The sequence below is a fragment of the Pseudomonas sp. A-RE-22 genome (genome assembly GCF_019956035.1).
Taxonomy (GTDB): Bacteria; Pseudomonadota; Gammaproteobacteria; order Pseudomonadales; family Pseudomonadaceae; genus Aquipseudomonas; species Aquipseudomonas brassicacearum.
This window is the reverse complement of the sequence record NZ_JAHBCZ010000011.1, coordinates 48,133-69,838: the sequence shown is the minus strand read 5'-3', so window position 1 is coordinate 69,838 and position 21,706 is coordinate 48,133. Positions and strand designations below refer to the sequence as shown.

Genomic DNA, 21,706 nt, shown 5'->3' with positions numbered 1-21,706 from the left:
ATACTTTCGCGCTGGAGTCGGCGCGCATATTCACGGATGATAGGCCCTTTCAAGCGCCGGCGTGGCCGAGCGTTCTTCATAATGACCGAGTATTTTTTCACTGTGGTAAGCCTTGTGGCTGCCACCTGGACGGAACGATGACTGCTCTGCGCCTCCCTATTTTGTGGCTCGCCGGCCTGCTTGGCCTGGCGGGCTGCAGCATGAACCAGCCGGTGTCGCTGTACCAACTGGACAGCGGAACCCCGGCCCAGCCTGCGCAAAGCACAGGCATGGCTGTATTGCTGGGGCCGGTCCTGATCGCCGACTACCTGCAACGCGAAACCTTATTGCAACGCCAACCGGACGGCAGCCTGCAGGCCGCCACTGACGGTCGTTGGGCTGGCAGCCTGTCTTCCGACATCGATCAGTTGCTGCTGCGCCAGGTCGCCGGGCATCTGGACAGCCAGCGTGTAGTGCTGGCACCCGCGACCCAAGGCTTCACCCCGGATGTACAGGTGCTGCTGTCGATTACCCGCCTGGACTCGGGTAAAGCCCAGCCGGCAGTGCTCGATGCCCAATGGCGGTTGATCGACCGTCGTGGCAAGGTGCGTGAGAACCGCATCGTTCATCTGCAAGAGCAACATGCCGGCACCACGGCGGCACAGGTCCAGGCCCAGGGCGTGCTCCTGCAACGCCTGGCCGAACAGCTGTCCGTGTCGCTCAAGCCCCTGGCCAACCAGCCACCTGTCGCAGAAGTCCCACGCAAGGCCGCTCCCGCCCCGGCCAAGCCGGTAGAAAAGGATAAGGACAAGATCCCCATGGCCTTGCCGATTCGTACGGACATGGAAGTGTTCAGGTTCTGACGCCAGGACTGGATGCAAAACAAAGCCCGCGTTGAAGCGGGCTTTGTTGTTTCTGCCGGTTGGGTTTTCCGGTGCCTGTACCGGCCTCATCGCGAGCAAGCTCGCTCCCACAGGAGGATCCTGCAGCCACATATCCAATGTGGGAGCGAGCTTGCTCGCGATGGCGGCGCTAAAGGCAACAAAAAAGCCCGCAGACAATCACTCATCTGCGGGCTTCGTCATTTCAAGTCCTGAGGCTCAGGCCTGGCGCTCATGCATCCGCGCCAACTGCCGCTCCAGCATTGATGGATAAGGTTCCATCAAGCGTTCCACGCAGCACGCGCCTTCGGGGCTGGCGATGGGGCGGATGCGAGCGCGCTGGCGGATCAGGGCGTCATCGTTGATCTTGCGCTCCACCAGCAGCAGGTTGCGGCTGTGTTGCGACAGTGCCAGGGCGTCCTGGGCGGTTTCGGTCAGCAGCAGGTCGATCTGGCTCAGGCCAAACAAGCCATCGCCCAGGGTCAGGCCCAATTGTAGTTGCAGGGTGATGCCGCTGTCGGCGACTTCGATCTGCAACTGGTGGCCCAAGGCGCGCAGCAACTCACCGCAGCAAATGGCGTTGGTCAGGTAGTCGTCACCGCTGTCTTCGGTGTGAAACAGCATTAGCGTGCTGCCATCGTTCAGGGTGTGCAGTTCGCCCTGATAGAGCGATGCGGCCTGGTCGAGGCAGTCGCGGTAGCGCTCGAGCAATTCCTTCAGGCGCGCCTGGGGCAGGCGGCGCAGTTGGTCCTGGGCGCCCAGTTGCACGGCCAGTACGGCACTGTGCTGGGGCAGGTTCGAGGCGACTGGCCTGACGACCGGTTGAGGTGTTCCATCGACTGACTCGTCCCGCAGGTCGGCAAACGCGTCGTCGTCTTCATCGTCTTCAACCGTGCGTACCACGTGGCGTGGAGCCGGTTTGGAAGCAGGCATTGGCTGGCTTTCATCGAAGCCCGGGTCGCGCAGGTTACGCACTTCGAAGCCCGGCTCGGCATCGTCGTCGTCCACGTAGTCGATGTCTTCAGGTTCCGGCACGGGCTCAGGCTCCGGCGCGAAGCTGGCGTGCAGTTGCCGGGCCAGATCGCCGATTTCGTCCTGGCGCTGGGTGGCTGGCGTGTGTTCGTCGATGTCCCGCAGCCAGACGCGCAATTGCAACAGCGGCGTGGAGATGTGCCGCCCCAGGCGCAGGCTCAAGGCCAGTGCCAGTGCCAGCAGGATCGCGCTGAGGATACCCATGCTTTGCAGGCTGATGGTCATCGGTTGCTGGAACTGGTCCATGTCCAGGCTGATGCGCAGCTGCCCGGCGGTCACGTCCTGGAAGGTGATCTTGCTCTGGTACATGCCGCCGGACTCGCCCAGCAGGCCTGGCTTGGGACGCTGGCCGGCCTCGGCGAGGATGCGGTTGTCCACGCTGTAGATGGCGGCGTGGGCCACCAGTTTGTTCTTGGTCAGGTTGTTGAGCAGCACGTTGAGGCTGAGGATGTCGTTGGACACCAGCAGCTCGGTGGCGGACGTGGCGGTCTGGGTGGTCAGGCTTTCACCCAGGGCGTCGGCCTGCTCGTGCATCGCCTGCTTGAACTGCAAGCCCATCACGCAGGCGTAGATGACCAGGGCCAGGGCGACCAAGATCACGTTATGGCTGGCAATGCGCAATGCTATCGGCACACGACGGTGACGCAGTGCACGGAAGATCAGCAGGAAGAAGTTGTCGGTTTTGACTGGCGTGGGCCGGTTCACTGAGCTCGGCTCTTTGTCCGTGAAATTGACGCGCAGTATAGCGACAGCCCCATGACCGGCAAAGCACTGGCGGTGCCCGATGGTCACTGAATGTGGGTAGAATGCGGTTTTTTTCCACCTGCGGGGGTGCGCCTTGCGCGAAATCGTCCTGATAAACATCACTGGCAGCGACCGTCCGGGTCTGACTGCGGCCATTACCGGCGTTCTGGCCCAGGGTGGTGTGAACATTCTCGACATCGGTCAGGCGGTGATCCACGACACGTTGTCGTTCGGCATCCTGGTTGAAATCCCGGACGCCGAACAAGGCAAGTCGGTGCTCAAGGACATCCTGTTCACCGCCTACAAGCTCGACCAACAGGTGCGCTTCACCCCGGTGTCCGAGGACGATTACCGACATTGGGTGGCCGGCCAGGGCAAGAAGCGCCACATCGTTACCCTGTTGACCCGCAAGGTTACCGCCGAGCAGTTGCAGCGTGTCAGTTCGATCACCGCCAAATATGACCTGAACATCGACCATATCGACCGATTGTCCGGGCGCATGCCGCTGGACACCCCGGACGACAAGGGCAAGGGTTGCATCGAGTTTTCGGTGCGCGGCGAGCCGGCGGATCCCCAGGCGTTGCGTGCCGAGTTCCTCAGCGTGGCCCAGGAACTGAACGTCGACATCGCCTTCCAGGAAGATTCGCTGTTCCGCCGTAACCGCTGCCTGGCGGTGTTCGACATGGACTCGACGCTGATCGAAGCCGAAGTCATCGACGAACTGGCCAAGGCGGCCGGCGTGGGCGACAAGGTCTCGGCCATCACTGAGCGAGCCATGGCTGGCGAATTGGATTTTCGCGCCAGCTTCAAGGAGCGCCTGGCGCTGCTCAAGGGGCTGGACGTCAGCGTGCTGGATTCCATTGGAGCTTCGCTGCGCCTGACCGAAGGCGCCGAGACGCTGTTCGCCGAACTCAAGCGCCTGGGCTACAAGACCGCCATCCTGTCCGGCGGCTTCACCTACTTCGCCAAGCAGCTGCAGGCCAAGCTCGGCATCGACTACGTGTTCGCCAACGAACTGGAAGTGGTGGATGGCAAGGTGACCGGCGTGGCCGTCGAGCCGATCGTCGATGCCCAGCGCAAGGCGGACCTGCTGCGTGAACTGGCAGAAAAAGAAGGCCTGCGCCTGGAACAGACCATCGCCGTGGGCGACGGTGCCAACGACTTGCCGATGCTGGCGATAGCGGGCCTGGGCGTGGCGTTTCGCGCCAAGCCGCTGGTCAAGCAATCGGCCAGGCAGGCGATTTCAACCTTGGGGCTGGATGGGGTGTTGTACCTGTTGGGCTTCAGGGATCGTGACGGGCAGCTCTGAGTCTGTCGCAATCTTTGTGGCGAGGAGATCTAGCTGTGGGAGCAAGGCTTGCCCGCGATAAACGATAACGCGGTCTATAAAAGAACCGCGGTGCCAGCATCGCGAGCAAGCTTTGCTCCCACAGAGAATTCTCTCTTCACAAAGGGTTACGCGTTGGCTGCCTACAGTGACTTCCACAACGAATCAAAATTCCCTTCTTGTTCGCCGCCATCCCCGTTGGTGGTTGAGTCTTCCGGGTGATAAGCAAACTGATTGAAGCTGTGGGTGCTGGTGACCCGGCGGTCGAGGCCGGCGCGGCGTTCCTGGCCGTTGGTATTGATCAGCACGTGCTGGCCCTCCTGGAACGGCAGGCGCGGGGCGATCATGGTGGGGGGGAGATCAATGGCGCTGATCTCGGGGAGTAACAGCCCGCGCAGGTAGTGACCGTGCTCATTTTCTTCCCGGACCAGTTGCAGCCCGCAAGGCTGGGCATGCGGTGCGACCAGCTCGATGCCCATTTGCATGGCGCCGTTGCGCACTTGTCGGATCCAGCGCACCACGGCAACGCTCCAGGCTTGGTCGCTGGTGTCCCGGATGCCGATCATTTCCCCGGCTTGCAGTTGTTCCGGCACTTCCTTGGGCCAGCCGAGGCAGTAGCCGCCGGGGCTGTGGTTGATGATTGGCAGGTCGTAGGTGGGGAAGTGATGCTGGTTGTCGGAGCTGGTGCCATCGTCATCGGCCGGGTTGACCGGGTACTCGATTTCTTCATAGGGCAGCAGGTCGCTGTCGCCGGCGGGGGCGGCGTCGAACGCTTGCTTCCAAGTGTCGCTTGTCTTGCTTGGCGAGGCTTCGAAGCGGGCCTTGCGGGTGCCGGGGCTTTTCAGTATCTCGTTGAAAGAGCGCTCGCCGCCGAGGTAGTAGTGCAGCGCGCTCATGCCCACGCACAGGGTCAGCGCGCCGTTGCCCTCGGTGCGCTGGAAGCTGCGTTCGGCCGCTTCGCCCCAGGCGGCTTGCAGGTGATGCAAGGTGTCGACGCTCATGCCGCCCGGTACTGGCAGGCTATGCTCGGCGGGTTGTTCCAGGTGCGTGGCGATTGCGCGCACCAGGGGCTGTGGATCGAAGCCCTGCAAGGTCGGCTGCTGTTCTGCGCGGAACTTGGAGCGGTAGCGTGGCCCGACATCCAGCTCCGGAGCGACCGCGAACAGGCTGGCAGCGCTGGAGGTGGGATCGAGCTTGACCCACTGACTCCAGGACTCCAGCGCCTGGGTCAGCCACCCGATTTGGCTCTGGCGCAGCTGATTGCTGCGTGACGCTCCCAGCAACAAGGCAACGACATAGGTCTGTTCGGGGTTCAATTGATGAACCTGGCTCGCCAGTTCGTCACTCACGCTCAGGTGCTGCAACCGGTGCAGGCAGGCGATCCGGTACAACTGATGCAAATCGAGCCACAGTCCTTCAGGCACTGGGCTGTACAACTGACTGGCGCGCAGCAGCGGGCCATTGAGGGCATGCATCGCCCGTTGCAGCGCGGTGCTCAGCAAACGGGCCCGGTCCTTGGTGTATTTCGACGCGATACGCGCCACGATCTGTTTGTAGCCCATCGCCAGCTGGGTTTGCAGCGCCTGGCACAGATTGACGATCTTGCGCGAGCGTTCATCCAGCACGATGGCCTGTTGCAGGAAGTGCCGCTCCAGGTGCTTGCAGACGTAATACACCTCGGGCCGCAGCAGCTCGAGCAGTTGCAGGCGATTGTCGCTGGGCGTGAGCAGTTGATTGAGTTCGCCAAGGGCTTGGTACAAAAGGCGAGCTGTTTCGCCGATGTTGGCCTTGGGCAGGTTGGCGATCCAGCGCTTGAGGTCCCGTGGCGTGGCGTCGCAGAACGACAAGCGTGCTTGCGTCGGGGTCATGACGCGCAATAGCTGGAGAGGGCTGGTCTCATTCATGCCGTGTACGGGCTCCGGCGGGAAATAAACGTGATGTTTCCAACTCTAGCAGTTGTGGCTGAAAGAAGTGCCCTATCTATTTGGATACCTGTGGGAGCGAGCTTGCTCGCGATGGCGATGTATCAGTCGCATCGGTATCGACTGTCCTGGCGTCATCGCGAGCAAGCTCGCTCCCACAGGGGATGATTTTGTACTCAGGCCTTTGGCAGTGCCAGGCCCTGGCCCATCTGTACGGGCGAACCGGCCACCAGGCCTTCGGCCCATTTCACCTGGTCCGGACCGAACAGCACGATGGCTGTCGAACCCAGCTTGAAACGACCCAGTTCGGCGCCTTTTTCCAGATGAATCGGCGCGCGGGCGGCTTCGTCATAACGGAAGGTTTTCAGCTGGCGCTTGGGTGGAGTGACCAGTCCGGCCCAGACGGTTTCGATGGACGCTACGATCATCGCGCCCACCAGCACCACGGCCATCGGCCCGCGTTCGGTGTCGAAAATGCACGCCACGCGCTCGTTGCGGGCGAACAGCTCCGGAACGTTTTCGGCGGTGGTCTGGTTGACCGAGAAAATCCGCCCAGGGATGTAGACCATCTCCCGCAGGGTGCCGGCCAGTGGCATGTGCACGCGGTGATAGTCCTTGGGGGAGAGGTAGATGGTGGCGAAATCGCCGCCCATGAACGGCGCCGCGTTGGCCGCATCACCGCCGAGCAGCTCCAGCACGCTGAAGCTGTGGCCCTTGGCCTGGAAGACCCGGCCGTGCTCGATCGGGCCGAGCTGGCTGACGGCACCGTCGGCGGGGCTGAGGATCGCGCCCGGGGTATCGTCCAGCGGGCGTGCGCCGTCTTTCAGGGCGCGGGTGAAGAAGGCGTTGAAGTGCTCGTAGGCAGTCAGGTCTTCCACCAGTGCCTGGGACATGTCCACTTGGTAGCGCTTGGCAAACCATGCGGTGAAGGCGTTCTTGAACCAGCGCACGCGGCATTCGGCAATGCAGCCGGCCAACCGCGACAGCAGGTGGTGGGGCAGCAGGTATTGAGTGAGGATGAACAAACGGTTTTTCATTAACTGTCCTTAAGAACCTTCAAAGCTCGATGGGTGTGTCAGGGTGGTTGCCCCATTCACCCCAGGAACCGGCATAGCCTTTGACTCGTGGATAACCGAGCGCCTTGGCCACCAGGTAGGTGAAGCCGGAGCGGTGGTGAGTCTGGCAGTGGGTGATGATTTCTTTGTCAGGCGTGATGCCCAATTGTTCGAGGATTTGCGGCATGTCCTTGCGGATGCGCAGGTTGCGCGCTTGGTCCATGCCGGCAGTCCATTCGAAATTGACCGCGCCGGGAATGTGTCCGCCTCGGGCTGCGACGACTTTCTCGCCGGAATATTCCAGCGGGCCGCGAGCGTCCCAGATCGCCAGGTCGGCAGCACCGAGGCGGCTTTGCAGGTACTCGCGGGTGGCGGTGGGGGCTTCGTGCAGCGTCAGGCTGACCGGGCCTGCGACGGGCGCAGGCACTTCGACGGACACCGGCAGGCCTTCGTCCAGCCACGACAGCAAGCCGCCGTCGAGGTAGTGGTAGTTTGAATGGCCGATCACGTCCAGCAGCCAGATAAACCGCCCGGCCCAGCCGCCGCCTTCATCGTCATAGACCACGTAGACCGCATCGGGGTTGTGTCCGAGCTCGCCGAACAGGGCTTCGAGGTCGGCTTTGGCCGGCAGCAGGCCCGGCGCCGGCGGTTGACCGAGCTGGGTACGCTTGGGGTCGACGAAGCGTGCGCCAGGGATATGGCCGGTGCTGTAGCGGGCGGCGCTGGTCAGGTCCACCAGAATCAGTTCGCGGGCGTCGAGGCGCGGCAGCAGCTCGCTCGGCTCGATCACCAGCGGCAAGCCAGAGAAGTCAGGCATGTGAGGTCTCCAGGGGCGCAAAGGGAAAAGATTGTAGCAAGTTCAGCGGCCGCGGTTGGTAAAGGTATGCAGGGCCCGTTCGATGCATTGCACGGTTTTGCCGAAGGCTTGTACGGTCACGTCCGAGAACGGCCCGCCGCCCTGGTCCACCACCACCAGCATGATTACCCGGCCATTGCAGGTCAGCGAGCGCAGCAGCAGGTGCTCCCCGCGGAACAGGCTGCGCAGGCCCGGTGGCAGCAGCGCCGAAAACTGCGCGTTGTTGTCCGGGTTCAGGCGAACCTGGGCCTGCTGGGCCAGCAACCGCTGTACTATTTTGCTCTGGCTGATGGTAAAGCTCATGGCCGCGGCTTCTTTGGGCAGGCCGGCGGTCTGGTGTACGCGCACGCTGGTCTGGTTGCGGTCGGCCATCAGGATCATCACCCGGCGCATGCCGCAGGCCACCAACACGTCCCGTGCCGAGGTGGTCAGGTGCATGGCATTGCTGAAGGGGCTCGGTTCCACCAGCAGTGCGGAACATTGCTTGCGCCACTGGCTCAGGTCCTCGGCGCTGGGTGGGGGGGCAGGTAGCAAGCCGGGGTGGATGCGACGGCTGCCCCAGGGCCAGAGCAACGCCACGGCCGGATGCCAGAGGTCTGGCATGGCGTCATGACGGGCGCTGGTGACGGCTTGTTGGTGCAGCTGTTGCTGAACCTCATCCATCGGCATCTGCAGGTACAAACTGGTGAGGTATTGCCAGCGAGCACTGTGGGGGCCGTCCCAGGCCTGTTGCGCTGAGAGTGCCAGGCCGTTGGCCAGCAACACGGTGTTGGCCGGTTGATTGAGCCAGCGCCGCAGGGTTGGGTCGTCGTCCAGGCGATTCTGCTGGCGCAGCGGGTGCTCGCTGTCCCGGGCGATGCGCAGAACCTGCACCAGCTCGCGGCGTTCATTGAGCAGCAGGCGATAACCTTGCGTCACCCAGATCGGCAGGCGCCAGGTCTCTGCCAGCGCCAGGCAGATTTTCATCAGGCTGACGCCGAACAATTCGCGCTCTACCTTGCGCGCGGGCTCGCCTTTGTGGACGACCCGCAATTCCCACTCCCCCAGCAACCGCGGGTGAGTCAGGGCCAGTGGCCAGAGCGGCGAGAGAAACAACAGGCTGCCCCAGTGAATGTCCTGCCACAGTCGCGCCAGGCGGCTGGCAAAAAAGCCATTGGCCTGCTGCGTGGCGTGTTGGCTGATCAATTGCAGCTGGCGCAAGGCGATGGGGATTTCGTGCCCTGGCAACGACGGCAGACGAGCGAGCAGTTCCTCGGTACGCTTGAGACCGAGGCGGTTGATGGCCACTTCGAGATTTTCCGCAGGTTCCGCAAGGCTGCCATGGGTGTGATGGTTGGCCTCACGGATAACGCTCAGGGCCAGCGCGGGGCTGTCCTGCATCAATTCGGCGATGTCACGCAACGAGCGGCGGCTGTCGGCAATGGCCTTGCAGACCAGGTCATGGCTGGCCTGGGGCACCGGCAGGTGCACGCCATCGAGCAGCTTCACCCAGCCTTCGAGGGTGGTCGGTCGTGGCGTTGGAACCTTCGTTTCGTTAGTCATGGCTGGACGTGATCATCGTATGAATTCTCTACGCCCGGAACGGGGCAAATTGGCTTTTCGCCAGAACAGCCTATAGTCTGGCGCAGTTTTGCCGATAAGTAGAAGAAGAGATTTTTCAGCTTCCGAATATGACCTTGAACCCGACTTAAATAAGTACTTTCTATCTATGGCTAAAATTATCGGCATCATCGTCGTGTTCGCGAGCGTGCTCGGCGGATACGTGCTTTCCCATGGCAAGATTGCCGCCCTGATCCAACCTTTCGAGGTGATGATCATCGGTGGCGCGGCCCTCGGTGCATTCCTGCAGGCCAACCCCGGCTACATGACGATGCACGTGCTCAAGAAATCCCTGGGCATGTTCAGTTCGCGTTTCAGCCACACCTTCTACCTCGAAGTGCTGGGCCTGATCTACGAGATCCTCAACAAGAGCCGCCGTGAAGGCATGATGGCGATCGAAGGCGATATCGAAGACGCTGCCGCCAGCCCGATTTTCGCCAAGTACCCTGCGGTACTCAAGGACGCTCGCATGACGGCGTTCATTTGTGATTACCTGCGCATCATGTCGTCCGGCAACATGGCGCCCCATGAACTCGAAGGCCTCTTCGACATGGAGCTGTACAGCCTCAAGGAAGATCTGGAGCATCCATCCCACGCGGTCACCGGTATCGCCGACGCCATGCCTGGCTTCGGTATCGTCGCGGCGGTATTGGGTATCGTGGTGACCATGGCGTCCCTGGGCGACGGCGACCAGAAGTCCATCGGCTTGCACGTTGGTGCGGCACTGGTGGGTACCTTCTTCGGTATTTTGGCCGCATACGGTTTCTTCGGCCCGCTGGCCCACTCCCTGGCCCACGACGCCAAGGAAGAACTCAACGTCTACGAAGCCATCAAGGCTTCCCTGGTGGCCTCGGCCTCCGGCATGCCGCCATCGCTGGCGGTGGAGTTCGGTCGCAAGGTCCTGTACCCGGCGCACCGTCCAAGCTTCGCCGAGCTGGAACAAGCGGTTCGCGGTCGTTAGTGCTTTGCTTTGCAAATACGTTCCTTTTTTGGCGAGTGGCTGTTGCTGCCAGACAAGGCGCCGCGACGAGTCATAGCCCGCTATGGCGAGGAGCGGCAACGCCGTATGGCAGCAACAGGCACCGTCAAAATGGAACAGTATTTGTGAAGCAGAGCACCTAGGTCATGGAAAATAACCAGCCGATTATAATCAAGCGCGTCAAGCGCATCGCCGCGGGGCATCACGGGGGCGCCTGGAAAATCGCCTTCGCCGACTTCGCGACGGCGATGATGGCGTTCTTCCTGGTGCTGTGGCTGCTGTCCACGGCAACCCCGGAACAGAAGATCGCCATCGCCGGTTACTTCAAGGACCCGGTCGGTTTTACTGAAAGCGGCACGCCTTACATCATCGACCTGGGCGGATCACCGACCCTGGCACCGGATACGACCCTCAACCCCGAAGTCAAATCCCAGCCCCAGCCCGACAAGGTGACGACGGACACCGAGCAGGTCGAAGGCATGGCCGAGCAGATCGAGCGCGAACGCCTGGAATTGTTGCTGCAGGAATTGCAGAACAAGGTCGAAGAGAACCCGCAACTGCAGAAATTCAAGGACCAGATCCTGTTCGAGATCACGCCGAACGGCTTGCGCATCCAGATCATGGACGCCGAGAACCGGCCGATGTTCGACTCGGGTAGTGCGCGCCTGAAACCTTATTTCGAAGACATCCTGCTGGCCATGGCCGACACCATCAAGGCGGTGCCGAACAAGATCAGCATCAGCGGTCATACCGATGCCAAGCCCTACGTCGGCAAAGGTGATTTCGGCAACTGGGAGCTGTCCGCCAACCGTGCCAACGCGGCACGTCGCGCCCTGGTGGCTGGCAGTTATCCGGACGAGCAGGTGGCGCGGGTGGTGGGTTACGCATCCTCGGCGTTGTTCGATCGCAAGGACCCGTTCAACCCGGTCAACCGACGTATCGATATCGTGGTGTTGACCAAGAAGGCCCAGCAAGCCATCGAAGGTTCGCAAACCGATGACCCTGCACCGGATCCGGCCCAGGGCCTGGGCGCGCCGGGTGAAGTGCCGGCCACGCCTGGGGCTGCGGTTGATCCGAACGCCTTGCCAGCGGATCAGCAACCCGTGCCGGCCCATGAGCTGCGCGAACGCCTGAACCTGTTCGACGCGGCGCCCAAGCCGGTCGAGCCGCCGGCACAGTGACCCACAAAAAAAGCCGACATCATTGTCGGCTTTTTTGTCTGATCGTTCCCATGCTCTGCGTGGGAATGTCGCCCGGGACGCAGAGCGTCCCTTGTGACGCAGAGCGTCACCGGATGCGTTACCACGCAGAGCGTGGGAACGATTTTCCAACCGGGGTCAGTAACTGCTTTCCGGCAGGCTGGCGATGATCGAGCGGTAGCTGTTCATCCGCTGCTGATGCACGCGACCTTCTTCCAGCGCCTTGAGCAGGGCACACCCGGGCTCGCGGTCGTGCTTGCAGTCGCGGAAGCGGCAGGTGCCGATCAGCTCATTGAACTCGATGAACCCGGCTTCCACATCGGCCCGGCTGACGTGGCCCAGGCCGAACTCGCGGATGCCCGGTGAGTCGATCAATTCACCGCCGCCGGGGAAGTGGAACAGCCGCGCGGTGGTGGTGGTGTGGGTGCCCTGGCCGGACAGCTCGGACAACGGCCCGACGCGCGTCTCGACGTCCGGCAGCAGGCTGTTGACCAGCGATGACTTGCCGACGCCGGACTGGCCGACGAACACACTGATGCGCCCGTCCAGTTGCTGTTGCAATTGCTCCATGCCGTTGCCGTGGTGGGCCGAGACTTCCAGCACCGGGTAACCCAGATCCCGATAGACCGACAGCAGGGCGTTCAGCGCCGGGGCGTTGTGCTCGTCGATCAGGTCGAATTTGTTGAGCAGCAACAACGGACGGATGCCGGCGTGTTCGGCGGCCACCAGATAACGGTCGATCAGGTTGGCGTGGGGTTCGGGCAGCGGGGCGAACACGATGACGATCATGTCGACGTTGGCGGCCACGGGCTTGAGCTGGCCCCGGCTGTCTGGACGGCACAGTTCGGTGTGGCGCGGCAATTGCGCGACGATCACGCCGATGCCCTGGTTGCCGGCACGCCAGACGACCTGATCGCCCGTCACCAGCGCCGGCAGGTTGGCGCGCAAGTGGCAGCGGAACACTTGGCCGGCCAGTTCGCCTTCCCGGGCCTCGACCTCGACCTGCACGCCGAAGTGGGCGATCACCAGGCCAGTCTGTTCAGGGCCCAGGTCGCCACCCTCCAGGGCTTCGACAGCACTGGATTCGCGTTTGGCGGCGCGGGCGGCGCGCTCGCCCTGGATCTTTTCGATGCGCCAGTTTTGACGACGATTGAGTTGGCGTTTGGCCATGGGTGTTCCGTATGAAGAAATGCAGCGAATAGGGTAAAACGGCCGCGAGTTTAGCACGCCCAAGGGGCGGCCTAGGCTAAACTGCGTGGCTACGCCGAGGAGCTTCCCTATGCAAAACCCGCAGAACCTGATCTGGATCGACCTGGAAATGACCGGTCTGAACCCGGACACCGACGTCATCATCGAAATGGCCACCATCGTCACCGACAGCGACCTCAACACCTTGGCCGAAGGCCCGGTCATCGCGATCCATCACAGCGACGAGATCCTGGCCGGCATGGACGAGTGGAACACTCGCCAGCACGGCGGCTCGGGCCTGACCCAGCGGGTGCGCGAGAGCAAGATCAGCATGGCCGAGGCCGAAGCCCAGACCATCGCCTTCCTGGAGCAGTGGGTGCCCAAGGGCAAGTCGCCGATCTGCGGCAACAGCATCTGCCAGGATCGTCGCTTCCTGTACACCCACATGAAATCCCTGGAAAGCTACTTCCACTACCGCAACCTGGACGTCTCCACCCTCAAGGAACTGGCCGCCCGCTGGGCACCGCAAGTACGCGACAGTTTCCAGAAGGGCGGCAGCCACCTGGCCCTGGACGACATCCGCGAGTCCATTGCCGAGTTGCAGCATTACCGTAAGCACTTCATCAAGTTCTGATTGAAGCGCACGGCGCTCTTGTGGCGCGGGGATTTGTGGGAGCAAAGCTTGCTCGCGAAACAGGCGACTCGGTCCCTGGAAGACCGCATCGCCTTCATCGCGGGCAAGCCTTGCTCCCACGGATATCCTGACCACAGATTCCTTGTTTGGCTTGGTCGATGGCTGCCCTCTTTTGGTGCCTGCCCGAAATGGCTAGACTGCGCGCCTTCTCGTAAGGACCGCCATCATGTTGCTGATGCTTTATCTGATCGCCATCACCGCTGAAGCCATGACTGGCGCCTTGTCTGCCGGGCGTCGGGGTATGGACTGGTTCGGCGTGGTGCTGATCGCCTGTGTCACGGCGCTGGGTGGCGGTTCGGTGCGTGACGTGCTGCTCGGGCATTACCCGCTCACGTGGGTCAAGCACCCCGAATATCTGGTGCTGACCACTGCCGCAGCGATGTTGACGGTGTTCCTGGCGCGCTGGATGCGCCATCTGCGTTCATTGTTCCTGGTGCTCGACGCCGCGGGGCTGGTGGCGTTCACCCTGATCGGCTGCATGACGGCCCTGGAAATGGGCCATGGCATGCTGGTGGCGTCGGTCAGCGGAGTGATCACTGGGGTGTTCGGCGGCATTCTGCGGGACATCTTCTGCAACGATATTCCGTTGATCTTCCGTCGGGAGCTCTACGCCAGCGTTTCGTTTGCCGCTGCGTGGTGTTATCTGCTGTGCGTCTTCCTGCAACTGCCAAGCGAACAGGCGATCCTCATCACTTTGTTCGGCGGTTTCCTGCTGCGGCTCCTGGCGATCCGTTTTCACTGGGAAATGCCGAAGTTCGTCTACAACGACGAGGCTTGACGCTCGGCATGTTGCCGCAACGCCCACTCCACGTGCTCGCGCACCAGCTCCGACGGGTAGTCGCGCCGCGCCTCCAGCGCTTGCAGCACGGGAATCGTTGACGGCGCATTACCCAGGCCCACTGCCAGGTTGCGCAGCCAGCGCTCGTAACCGGCGCGGCGCAGCGGCGAGCCTTCGGTGCTGCTCAGGAACGTCGTTTCGTCCCACATGAACAGCTCGGCCAGCCCGGCATTGTCCAGGTTGTGCCGTGGCTTGAAGTCGCTTTCCCCGGACGGCCGGGCGAAGCGGTTCCATGGGCAGACGATCTGGCAGTCATCGCAGCCGAACACCCGGTTGCCGATCAACGGCCGCAGTTCTTCGGGGATGGCGCTTTTCAGCTCGATGGTCAGGTAGGAAATGCAGCGGCGGGCATCGAGTACGTAGGGCCCGACGAAGGCATTCGTAGGACAGATGTCCAGGCACGCGGTGCATTTTCCGCAATGTTCGCTGGCATGGGGTGGATCCACCGGTAGCGGCAGGTCGACAAACAGCTCGCTCAGGAAGAAATAGCTGCCGGCCTTGCGGTTCAACACCAGGGTGTTTTTACCGATCCAGCCCAGGCCGGCCTGTTCGGCGATGGCTTTTTCCAGGACCGGCGCGCTGTCGACGAAGGCGCGATAACCAAAGGGACCGATCACCGCCTGAATTTTTTCTGCCAGTTGCTGCACACGTTTACGGATCAATTTGTGGTAATCGCGGCCCAATGCATAACGCGAGACGTAGGCTTTCTCCGGTTGGCCGAGCATCTGCGCCATGTGCGTGTCGCCCGACAGGTAGTCCATGCGCAGGGAAACCACCCGTAGCGTACCCGGCACCAGTTCCTCGGGATGCGAGCGTTTGCTGCCGTGGGCGCCCATGTAGTCCATTTCGCCATGGTAGCCGGCATCGAGCCAGCGTTGCAGGTGTTGCTCATGCTCGGCAAGGTCCAGGCCGCTGATGCCGACCTGCTGGAAGCCCAGCTCGCGGCCCCACTCCTTGATGGATTGGGCGAGGGCGGGGAGGTCTGTGGGAATGGCAGGCATGAGGCGAGAGAAACCCAGAGCTGAGATGCGTATAATTCTGCCAGACATCGGAGCCCGAAGACGCATGCCGCACACTAAAGATGATTTTCCCGACGCGCTGTACAGCGCCGCGCAGGTCCGGGCCCTCGACGCACAACTGATCGCGGCCGGCACCACCGGTTTCGAATTGATGCAGCGCGCCGCCCGCGCCACCTGGCGAGCGATCGTCCGGCGCTGGCCTGACGCCCAGGAGCTGACGGTGCTGGCCGGGCATGGCAACAACGCTGGCGATGGCTACCTGGTCGCGACCCTGGCCCGGCGCGCCGGCTGGTCGGTGCGGGTGCTGACGGTGGGCGAACCCCGGCGCTTGCAGGGTGACGCCGCCAATGCCCACGCCGAGGCGGTGGCGGTGGGCGTGCCGATGGAGCCGTGGTCGGATGAGGCTGAATTGCGCGGTGTGTTGCTGGATGCGCTGCTCGGTACGGGCTTGAGTGGTGATGTGCGCGAGCCTTATGTGCGGGCTATCGATACGATCAATGTCAGCGGTCTGCCGGTCGCAGCGGTGGATATCCCCTCGGGGTTGTGCGCCGACACCGGTCGGGTACTGGGCACGGCAGTGGTGGCCGACCTCACCGTGACCTTTATTGGCTTGAAGCTTGGTCTGTTTACCGGCGAAGCGGCGGACCGGGTCGGTGAACTGGTGTTCAACGACCTGCACGCCGATCCAGATATTGTTGACGCGGCACCGGCCAGTGCCCGATTGCTCTCACCCCATAATCTGCCACGTCTGACGCCTCGTGCCGCCACGTCCCACAAAGGCAAGTTCGGTCACGTGCTGTTGATCGGTGGCGACCGGGGCTTTGGCGGCGCGATCCAGATGAGCGCCGAAAGCGCCCTGCGCTGCGGTGCGGGGATGGTTTCGATGGCGACCCGCAGCGAGCATGTATCCGCCGCGCTGACGCGTTTGCCGGAAGTGATGGTGCAAGGCACCCATTCGGCGAACCAATTGATGGGCTTGCTCCAGCAGGCCAGCGTGCTGGTGGTCGGGCCGGGCCTGGGCCAGGCCGCGTGGGGGCGCAGCCTGTTGTCGGCGGCGGCCAATGCGCCGCTGCCGCAAGTATGGGATGCCGATGCGCTGAACGTGTTGAGCAGCGGCGAGGTTCGCTTGCCTGAACAGTGTGTCATCACCCCGCACCCGGGCGAGGCGGCGCGATTGTTGGAGTTATCCACAGCCCAGGTGCAGGCCGACCGTCCGGCGGCGGCCCATGCATTGAGCCTGAAATACACCGCCACGGTGATCCTCAAGGGCGCCGGCAGCCTGATTGCCAGCCCGGACGGTCGCCTGGCGGTTTGCAGTCAGGGTCATCCGGCCATGGCCACGGCAGGCCTGGGGGATGTGCTGGCCGGCGTGGTCGGCGCCTTGCTGGCCCAGGGCATGGAGGGGTTCGAGGCCGCGTGCCTGGCGGTCTGGCTGCATGCCAACGCAGGTGCCCAGGCCGGTCGCTCGGGGCGGGGGCTGGCGGCCACCGATCTGATTCCGGCCATTCGTCAGTTGTTGGAGGAGCATTCACCGTGTCTGAAGTAACCCTGTACGTGGCGGACGAACAAGCCATGACACAATTTGGCGCCCGCATCGCGCAGATCACCGCCGGCCACGGCCTGATTTTTCTCGAAGGCGACCTCGGCGCGGGAAAAACCACTCTGTCCCGTGGCATCATTCGCGGCCTCGGGCACGTCGGCTCCGTCAAGAGCCCTACGTTCACCCTGGTCGAGCCCTACGAGATCGGCGACATTCGCGCCTTCCATTTCGACCTGTATCGACTGGTGGATCCTGAAGAGCTGGAATTCCTCGGTATCCGCGATTATTTCGAAGATGACGCCTTGTGCCTGATCGAATGGCCCCAGAAGGGTGCAGGCTTTTTGCCAAAGCCCGACCTGACCATTACCATTGGCGCGCAGAACGGCGGGCGTTCGCTGAAACTGACGCCGCAAGGCTCGCGTGGCGAGTCGTGGTGTGCCGCTTTGGCATTGGAAAACTAATTGATGATGGGGTTTGGTATGCGCTTTCGCGCGGTGGTTGCTGTCGTAGGACTGTTGCTTACGGCACTGGCCGTCGATGCTGTGGCCGAGACAAAGGTCAACAGCGTTCGCCTCTGGCGGGCGCCGGACAACACACGGCTGGTGTTCGACCTGACGGGCCCGGTGCAGCACAGCGTATTCACCCTGACCGCCCCGGATCGCCTGGTGATCGACATCAACGGTGCGTCCCTGGGCGCGCCATTGAACGTGGCGACCGCCAACACGCCGATTACCGCGATGCGCTCGGCCCAGCGTACGCCGACCGACCTGCGGGTGGTCATCGACCTGAAAAAAGCCGTGACCCCGAAAAGCTTCACCCTGGCCCCCAATGCCCAATACGGCAACCGGCTGGTGGTGGACCTGTTCGACAACCCGGCCGATGCGGCGCCACCTCCGCCGCCGCCGACCAATGTCGCCACGGTACCGGCAGTGCCGGTGACCCCGACCGAACCTGCGCTCAAGCTGCCACCGGCGCCGGCCGGCAAGCGCGACATCATCGTGGTGATCGACGCCGGTCACGGCGGCGAAGACCCGGGCGCCTCGGGCTCGCGCGGGCAGCGGGAAAAAGACGTGGTGCTGTCCATCGCCCGCGAATTGCAGCGCCAGGTCAACGGCATGAAAGGCTTCCGCGCCGAACTGACCCGTACTGGCGACTACTTCATCCCCTTGCGCGGACGTACCGAAATCGCTCGCAAGAAAGGCGCCGATCTGTTCGTCTCCATTCACGCCGACGCCGCACCTTCGGCGGCGGCGTTCGGGGCCTCGGTGTTTGCCCTGTCCGACCGCGGTGCCACGTCCGAGACCGCCCGTTGGCTGGCCGACAGCGAAAACCGTTCCGACCTGATCGGCGGTGCCGGCAACGTCAGTCTCGACGACAAGGACCGGATGCTCGCCGGTGTATTGCTCGATTTGTCGATGACAGCCTCGTTGACCTCCAGCCTGAACGTCGGCCAGAAAGTCCTGAGCAACATCGGTCGCGTCACGCCGCTGCACAAGCAGCGCGTCGAGCAGGCCGGGTTCATGGTGCTCAAGTCGCCGGATATCCCGTCGATCCTGGTGGAAACCGGCTTCATCTCCAACGCCAACGAAGCGTCCAAGCTGTCGTCTTCCAACCACCAGCAGGCGCTGGCCCGTTCCATCAGCAGCGGCGTGCGGCAGTTCTTCCAGCAGAACCCACCGCCAGGCACTTACATTGCCTGGCTGCGCGACTCCGGCAAGATCGCCCAGGGCCCGCGGGACCATAGGGTCAGCCCCGGCGAAACCCTGGCGATGATCGCCGTGCGTTACCAGGTGTCGCCCGCGACCTTGCGCAGCGCCAACAACCTCAAGAGCGACGAGCTCAAGATCGGCCAGACCCTGACCATTCCCGGCAATGACGTGGCGGTCCAGCAATGAGTGATGAAGTGATCGGCAGCAACGCTCGCATCGAACTGCTCAGCCCCCGGCTGGCGAACCAGATCGCCGCCGGTGAAGTGGTCGAGCGCCCGGCGTCGGTCATCAAGGAACTGCTGGAAAACAGCCTCGACTCCGGAGCCAAGCGCATCGACGTGGATGTCGAGCAGGGCGGCGTCAAGCTGCTGCGGGTCCGCGATGACGGTGGCGGTATTTCTTCCGACGACCTGCCGCTGGCCCTGGCGCGTCACGCCACCAGCAAGATCCGCGACCTGGAAGACCTCGAGCGGGTCATGAGCCTGGGGTTTCGGGGCGAGGCGCTGGCATCCATCAGTTCGGTGTCGCGCCTGACCCTCACCTCCCGCGCCCGCGACGCCGAGCAGGCCTGGCAGGTCGAGACCGAGGGCCGGGACATGGCTTCCCGTGTGCAGCCTGCGGCTCATCCGGTCGGCACCTCGGTGGAAGTGCGCGACCTGTTCTTCAACACCCCGGCCCGACGCAAATTCCTCAAGGCCGAGAAGACTGAATTCGATCATCTGCAAGAAGTCATCAAGCGCCTGGCCCTGGCGCGTTTTGACGTAGCGTTCCATTTGCGCCACAACGGCAAGACCATCCTCAGCCTGCACGAGGCCCACGATGATGCGGCCCGCGCCCGCCGTGTCGGCGCGGTGTGCGGCGCAGGTTTCCTGGAGCAGGCATTGCCCATCGAGGTGGAGCGCAATGGCCTGCACCTGTGGGGTTGGGTCGGGTTGCCGACCTTCTCGCGCAGTCAGGCGGACTTGCAGTATTTCTACGTGAACGGTCGGGCGGTACGCGACAAGCTGGTGGCCCACGCGGTGCGCCAGGCGTATCGCGATGTGCTGTTCAATGGCCGGCATCCGACCTTCGTGCTGTTTTTCGAAGTCGATCCGGCCGTGGTGGACGTCAACGTGCACCCGACCAAGCATGAGGTGCGTTTCCGTGACGGGCGCATGGTCCACGATTTTCTCTACGGCACCTTGCACCGCGCCTTGGGCGATGTGCGCCCGGAAGATCAACTGGCGGCGCCGGCGGCGGTGGGCGGCATGGTCCGGCCAACGGGGTTGGAAGCTGGCGAATTCGGGCCCCAGGGCGAAATGCGCCTGGCGGCCAATGCACTGCTGGAGCAGCCCCAGCCTCAGCCGAGCTACAACACGGCCGGGAGCGGTGCCGGCAGCGGCTATCAGTATCAATATACCCCGCGTCCGCAATCCAACGTACCGGCAGCCGAGGCCCAGGCGGCCTATCGCGAGTTCTTCAAACCCTTGCCGGAAGCCGGAGCCGCGGCGATGCCCGACGGCCAGGGCGATATCCCGCCGCTGGGCTATGCCCTGGCGCAACTCAAAGGCATTTATATCCTCTCGGAAAATGCCCAGGGCCTGGTCCTGGTGGACATGCACGCCGCTCATGAGCGGATCATGTACGAGCGGCTGAAAATCGCCATGGCCAGCGAAGGCTTGAGCGGCCAGCCGCTGTTGGTGCCCGAATCCCTGGCGGTCAGCCAGCGCGAAGCCGATTGCGCCGAAGAACATGTGGCCTGGTTCCAGCGCCTGGGCTTCGAATTGCAGCGTCTGGGCCCGGAAACCCTGGCGATCCGTCAGATCCCGGCCTTGTTGAAGCAGGCCGAGGCCAATCGCCTGGTCAGCGACGTGCTGGCGGACTTGATGGAATACGGCACCAGCGACCGGATCCAGGCGCACCTGAACGAACTGCTCGGCACCATGGCCTGCCACGGCGCGATCCGCGCCAACCGGCGCCTGGCCCTGCCGGAGATGAACGGCCTGCTACGGGACATGGAAAACACCGAGCGCAGCGGTCAATGCAACCATGGCCGGCCGACCTGGACCCAACTGGGCCTGGACGACCTGGACAAACTGTTCCTGCGCGGTCGTTGATGAGCCAGTTGCCACCCGCGATTTTCCTGATGGGACCGACCGCCGCCGGCAAGACCGACCTGGCCATCGAATTGACCAAGGTCCTGCCCTGCGAGTTGATCAGTGTCGATTCGGCCCTGGTCTACCGGGGCATGGACATCGGCACCGCCAAGCCGTCGAAAGAACTGCTGGCCGAATTTCCCCATCGCCTGATCGACATCCTCGACCCGGCCGAGGCTTATTCGGCGGCCGATTTCCGCCGTGACGCGCTCCAGGCCATGGCCGAGATCACCGCGCGGGGCAAGATTCCGCTGCTGGTGGGTGGCACGATGCTGTATTACAAGGCCTTGGTCGACGGGTTGGCGGACATGCCGGCAGCCGATCCCGAAGTACGCGCGCAGATTGAAGAAGAGGCCGCGCGCCTTGGCTGGCAAGCCCTGCACGAGCAATTGGCGATCATCGATCCGGAATCGGCGGCGCGTATTCACCCCAATGACCCGCAGCGGCTCAGTCGGGCCCTGGAGGTTTATCGGGTCAGCGGCCAGAGCATGACGGCCCTGCGCCAGCGACAATCTGCGCAAAGTACTGAAGCAGCCGCTTCGGGACTGCAACAATTGCCCTATACTGTCGCGAATCTGGCCATCGCTCCGGCGAACCGGCAAGTGCTGCATCGGCGAATTGAACAAAGATTCACATTAATGTTGGAACAGGGGTTCATAGACGAGGTCGTAGCCCTGCGTGAGCGAAGTGACCTGCATGCCGGGTTGCCGTCTATACGTGCGGTAGGTTATCGACAAGTCTGGGATTACCTGGACGGCAAGCTGACGTCAGCCGAGATGCAGGAGCGTGGGATCATTGCCACGCGCCAATTGGCGAAACGCCAGTTCACCTGGCTGCGCAGCTGGACTGACTTGCATTGGCTCGACAGTCTCGATTGCGACAATCTGCCACGCGCCTTGAAATACCTTGGGACCATCTCCATATTGAGCTGAGTCCTTGCAATTGCCGTCTATCCTTGGGGGTGTGACGGCCCAAGCCATCTGATTCCGATTTTTATTATTGATCCTTAA

General features: G+C 62.9%; 18 protein-coding genes. 11 read left to right on the top strand and 7 right to left on the bottom strand.

The features are described from left to right. The first annotated feature begins 137 nt into the window (after positions 1 to 137). The gene (locus KGA89_RS06635) at positions 138 to 842 is read left to right on the top strand and encodes a membrane integrity-associated transporter subunit PqiC (RefSeq protein ID WP_003197185.1); all 705 of its coding nucleotides are present in this window, start codon (positions 138 to 140) and stop codon (positions 840 to 842) included. A 237-nt stretch (positions 843 to 1,079) separates the two neighbouring features. On the opposite strand, the gene KGA89_RS06630 is transcribed toward KGA89_RS06635, so the two are convergent. Continuing rightward, entirely contained in the window at positions 1,080 to 2,597 is a 1,518-nt protein-coding gene (locus KGA89_RS06630; RefSeq protein WP_038859402.1) for an AhpA/YtjB family protein, read from the bottom strand. Between the two features lie 133 nt (positions 2,598 to 2,730). On the opposite strand from KGA89_RS06630, the gene serB reads away from it, so the two are divergent. Then, positions 2,731 to 3,945 (top strand): phosphoserine phosphatase SerB, encoded by a 1,215-nt coding sequence (gene serB, locus KGA89_RS06625; protein WP_223470964.1) that lies wholly within the window; start codon positions 2,731 to 2,733, stop codon positions 3,943 to 3,945. A 161-nt stretch (positions 3,946 to 4,106) separates the two neighbouring features. Here the strand turns inward: serB and KGA89_RS06620 are convergent, their stop codons facing one another. The 4 genes from KGA89_RS06620 to KGA89_RS06605 all read right to left on the bottom strand — a co-directional run bounded on the left by KGA89_RS06620 (position 4,107) and on the right by KGA89_RS06605 (position 9,338). Further along, the gene (locus KGA89_RS06620; protein ID WP_223470962.1) at positions 4,107 to 5,867 is read right to left on the bottom strand and encodes a molecular chaperone; all 1,761 of its coding nucleotides are present in this window, start codon (positions 5,865 to 5,867) and stop codon (positions 4,107 to 4,109) included. A gap of 194 nt (positions 5,868 to 6,061) precedes the next feature. Continuing rightward, positions 6,062 to 6,922 (bottom strand): archaetidylserine decarboxylase, encoded by an 861-nt coding sequence (asd, locus tag KGA89_RS06615; RefSeq protein ID WP_003197192.1) that lies wholly within the window; start codon positions 6,920 to 6,922, stop codon positions 6,062 to 6,064. Between the two features lie 19 nt (positions 6,923 to 6,941). Continuing rightward, the gene (locus tag KGA89_RS06610) at positions 6,942 to 7,757 is read right to left on the bottom strand and encodes a rhodanese-like domain-containing protein (protein ID WP_212795480.1); all 816 of its coding nucleotides are present in this window, start codon (positions 7,755 to 7,757) and stop codon (positions 6,942 to 6,944) included. Positions 7,758 to 7,799: 42 nt separating this feature from the next. Then, positions 7,800 to 9,338, bottom strand: coding sequence for an HDOD domain-containing protein (locus KGA89_RS06605; RefSeq protein ID WP_003197196.1), 1,539 nt, complete (start codon positions 9,336 to 9,338; stop codon positions 7,800 to 7,802). Between the two features lie 166 nt (positions 9,339 to 9,504). On the opposite strand from KGA89_RS06605, the gene motA reads away from it, so the two are divergent. After that, positions 9,505 to 10,356: a flagellar motor stator protein MotA gene (gene motA, locus KGA89_RS06600; protein WP_003197198.1), complete on the top strand. Its 852-nt coding sequence runs from the start codon at positions 9,505 to 9,507 to the stop codon at positions 10,354 to 10,356. 164 nt (positions 10,357 to 10,520) lie between these two features. Next, entirely contained in the window at positions 10,521 to 11,555 is a 1,035-nt protein-coding gene (motB, locus tag KGA89_RS06595; protein ID WP_223470960.1) for a flagellar motor protein MotB, read from the top strand. Between the two features lie 156 nt (positions 11,556 to 11,711). Here the strand turns inward: motB and rsgA are convergent, their stop codons facing one another. Beyond that, positions 11,712 to 12,743, bottom strand: a complete 1,032-nt coding sequence (gene rsgA / locus KGA89_RS06590) for a small ribosomal subunit biogenesis GTPase RsgA (RefSeq protein WP_028237543.1) — start codon at positions 12,741 to 12,743, stop codon at positions 11,712 to 11,714. Between the two features lie 109 nt (positions 12,744 to 12,852). Here rsgA and orn point away from each other — a divergent pair, with 109 nt between their 5' ends. Both orn and KGA89_RS06580 read left to right on the top strand, forming a co-directional pair. Continuing rightward, positions 12,853 to 13,395, top strand: coding sequence for an oligoribonuclease (gene orn / locus KGA89_RS06585; protein ID WP_003197208.1), 543 nt, complete (start codon positions 12,853 to 12,855; stop codon positions 13,393 to 13,395). Between the two features lie 223 nt (positions 13,396 to 13,618). After that, positions 13,619 to 14,233: a trimeric intracellular cation channel family protein gene (locus KGA89_RS06580; protein WP_172681391.1), complete on the top strand. Its 615-nt coding sequence runs from the start codon at positions 13,619 to 13,621 to the stop codon at positions 14,231 to 14,233. Here the strand turns inward: KGA89_RS06580 and queG are convergent. Further along, positions 14,215 to 15,294, bottom strand: coding sequence for a tRNA epoxyqueuosine(34) reductase QueG (queG, locus tag KGA89_RS06575; RefSeq protein WP_003197215.1), 1,080 nt, complete (start codon positions 15,292 to 15,294; stop codon positions 14,215 to 14,217). The genes KGA89_RS06580 and queG overlap by 19 nt on opposite strands. A gap of 64 nt (positions 15,295 to 15,358) precedes the next feature. Here queG and KGA89_RS06570 point away from each other — a divergent pair, with 64 nt between their 5' ends. The 5 genes from KGA89_RS06570 to miaA are packed head-to-tail and all read left to right on the top strand — an operon-like array spanning position 15,359 to position 21,628. After that, positions 15,359 to 16,858: an NAD(P)H-hydrate dehydratase gene (locus tag KGA89_RS06570; protein WP_223470957.1), complete on the top strand. Its 1,500-nt coding sequence runs from the start codon at positions 15,359 to 15,361 to the stop codon at positions 16,856 to 16,858. Then, the gene (tsaE, locus tag KGA89_RS06565) at positions 16,846 to 17,313 is read left to right on the top strand and encodes a tRNA (adenosine(37)-N6)-threonylcarbamoyltransferase complex ATPase subunit type 1 TsaE (RefSeq protein ID WP_003197219.1); all 468 of its coding nucleotides are present in this window, start codon (positions 16,846 to 16,848) and stop codon (positions 17,311 to 17,313) included. Before KGA89_RS06570 ends, tsaE begins: the two co-directional genes overlap by 13 nt. Positions 17,314 to 17,316: 3 nt before the next feature. After that, positions 17,317 to 18,747: an N-acetylmuramoyl-L-alanine amidase gene (locus KGA89_RS06560; RefSeq protein WP_013692130.1), complete on the top strand. Its 1,431-nt coding sequence runs from the start codon at positions 17,317 to 17,319 to the stop codon at positions 18,745 to 18,747. Then, on the top strand, positions 18,744 to 20,657 hold the full coding sequence (gene mutL, locus KGA89_RS06555) for a DNA mismatch repair endonuclease MutL (RefSeq protein WP_223470955.1): 1,914 nt from the start codon (positions 18,744 to 18,746) through the stop codon (positions 20,655 to 20,657). The genes KGA89_RS06560 and mutL overlap by 4 nt, the downstream gene beginning before the upstream one ends. After that, positions 20,657 to 21,628: a tRNA (adenosine(37)-N6)-dimethylallyltransferase MiaA gene (gene miaA, locus KGA89_RS06550; protein WP_018610076.1), complete on the top strand. Its 972-nt coding sequence runs from the start codon at positions 20,657 to 20,659 to the stop codon at positions 21,626 to 21,628. Before mutL ends, miaA begins: the two co-directional genes overlap by 1 nt. Positions 21,629 to 21,706 lie beyond the last annotated feature (78 nt).

Excerpts from the sequence above, each read along its gene's own strand:
- rsgA (WP_028237543.1), bottom strand. The coding sequence starts at position 12,743 with ATGGCCAAACGCCAACTCAATCGTCGTCAAAACTGGCGCATCGAAAAG.
- orn (WP_003197208.1), top strand. The coding sequence starts at position 12,853 with ATGCAAAACCCGCAGAACCTGATCTGGATCGACCTGGAAATGACCGGT.
- asd (WP_003197192.1), bottom strand. The coding sequence starts at position 6,922 with ATGAAAAACCGTTTGTTCATCCTCACTCAATACCTGCTGCCCCACCAC.
- motA (WP_003197198.1), top strand. The coding sequence starts at position 9,505 with ATGGCTAAAATTATCGGCATCATCGTCGTGTTCGCGAGCGTGCTCGGC.
- queG (WP_003197215.1), bottom strand. The coding sequence starts at position 15,294 with ATGCCTGCCATTCCCACAGACCTCCCCGCCCTCGCCCAATCCATCAAG.
- KGA89_RS06610 (WP_212795480.1), bottom strand. The coding sequence starts at position 7,757 with ATGCCTGACTTCTCTGGCTTGCCGCTGGTGATCGAGCCGAGCGAGCTG.
- motB (WP_223470960.1), top strand. The coding sequence starts at position 10,521 with ATGGAAAATAACCAGCCGATTATAATCAAGCGCGTCAAGCGCATCGCC.
- KGA89_RS06605 (WP_003197196.1), bottom strand. The coding sequence starts at position 9,338 with ATGACTAACGAAACGAAGGTTCCAACGCCACGACCGACCACCCTCGAA.
- mutL (WP_223470955.1), top strand. The coding sequence starts at position 18,744 with ATGAGTGATGAAGTGATCGGCAGCAACGCTCGCATCGAACTGCTCAGC.
- KGA89_RS06635 (WP_003197185.1), top strand. The coding sequence starts at position 138 with ATGACTGCTCTGCGCCTCCCTATTTTGTGGCTCGCCGGCCTGCTTGGC.
- miaA (WP_018610076.1), top strand. The coding sequence starts at position 20,657 with ATGAGCCAGTTGCCACCCGCGATTTTCCTGATGGGACCGACCGCCGCC.
- KGA89_RS06560 (WP_013692130.1), top strand. The coding sequence starts at position 17,317 with ATGATGGGGTTTGGTATGCGCTTTCGCGCGGTGGTTGCTGTCGTAGGA.
- KGA89_RS06620 (WP_223470962.1), bottom strand. The coding sequence starts at position 5,867 with ATGAATGAGACCAGCCCTCTCCAGCTATTGCGCGTCATGACCCCGACG.
- KGA89_RS06570 (WP_223470957.1), top strand. The coding sequence starts at position 15,359 with ATGCCGCACACTAAAGATGATTTTCCCGACGCGCTGTACAGCGCCGCG.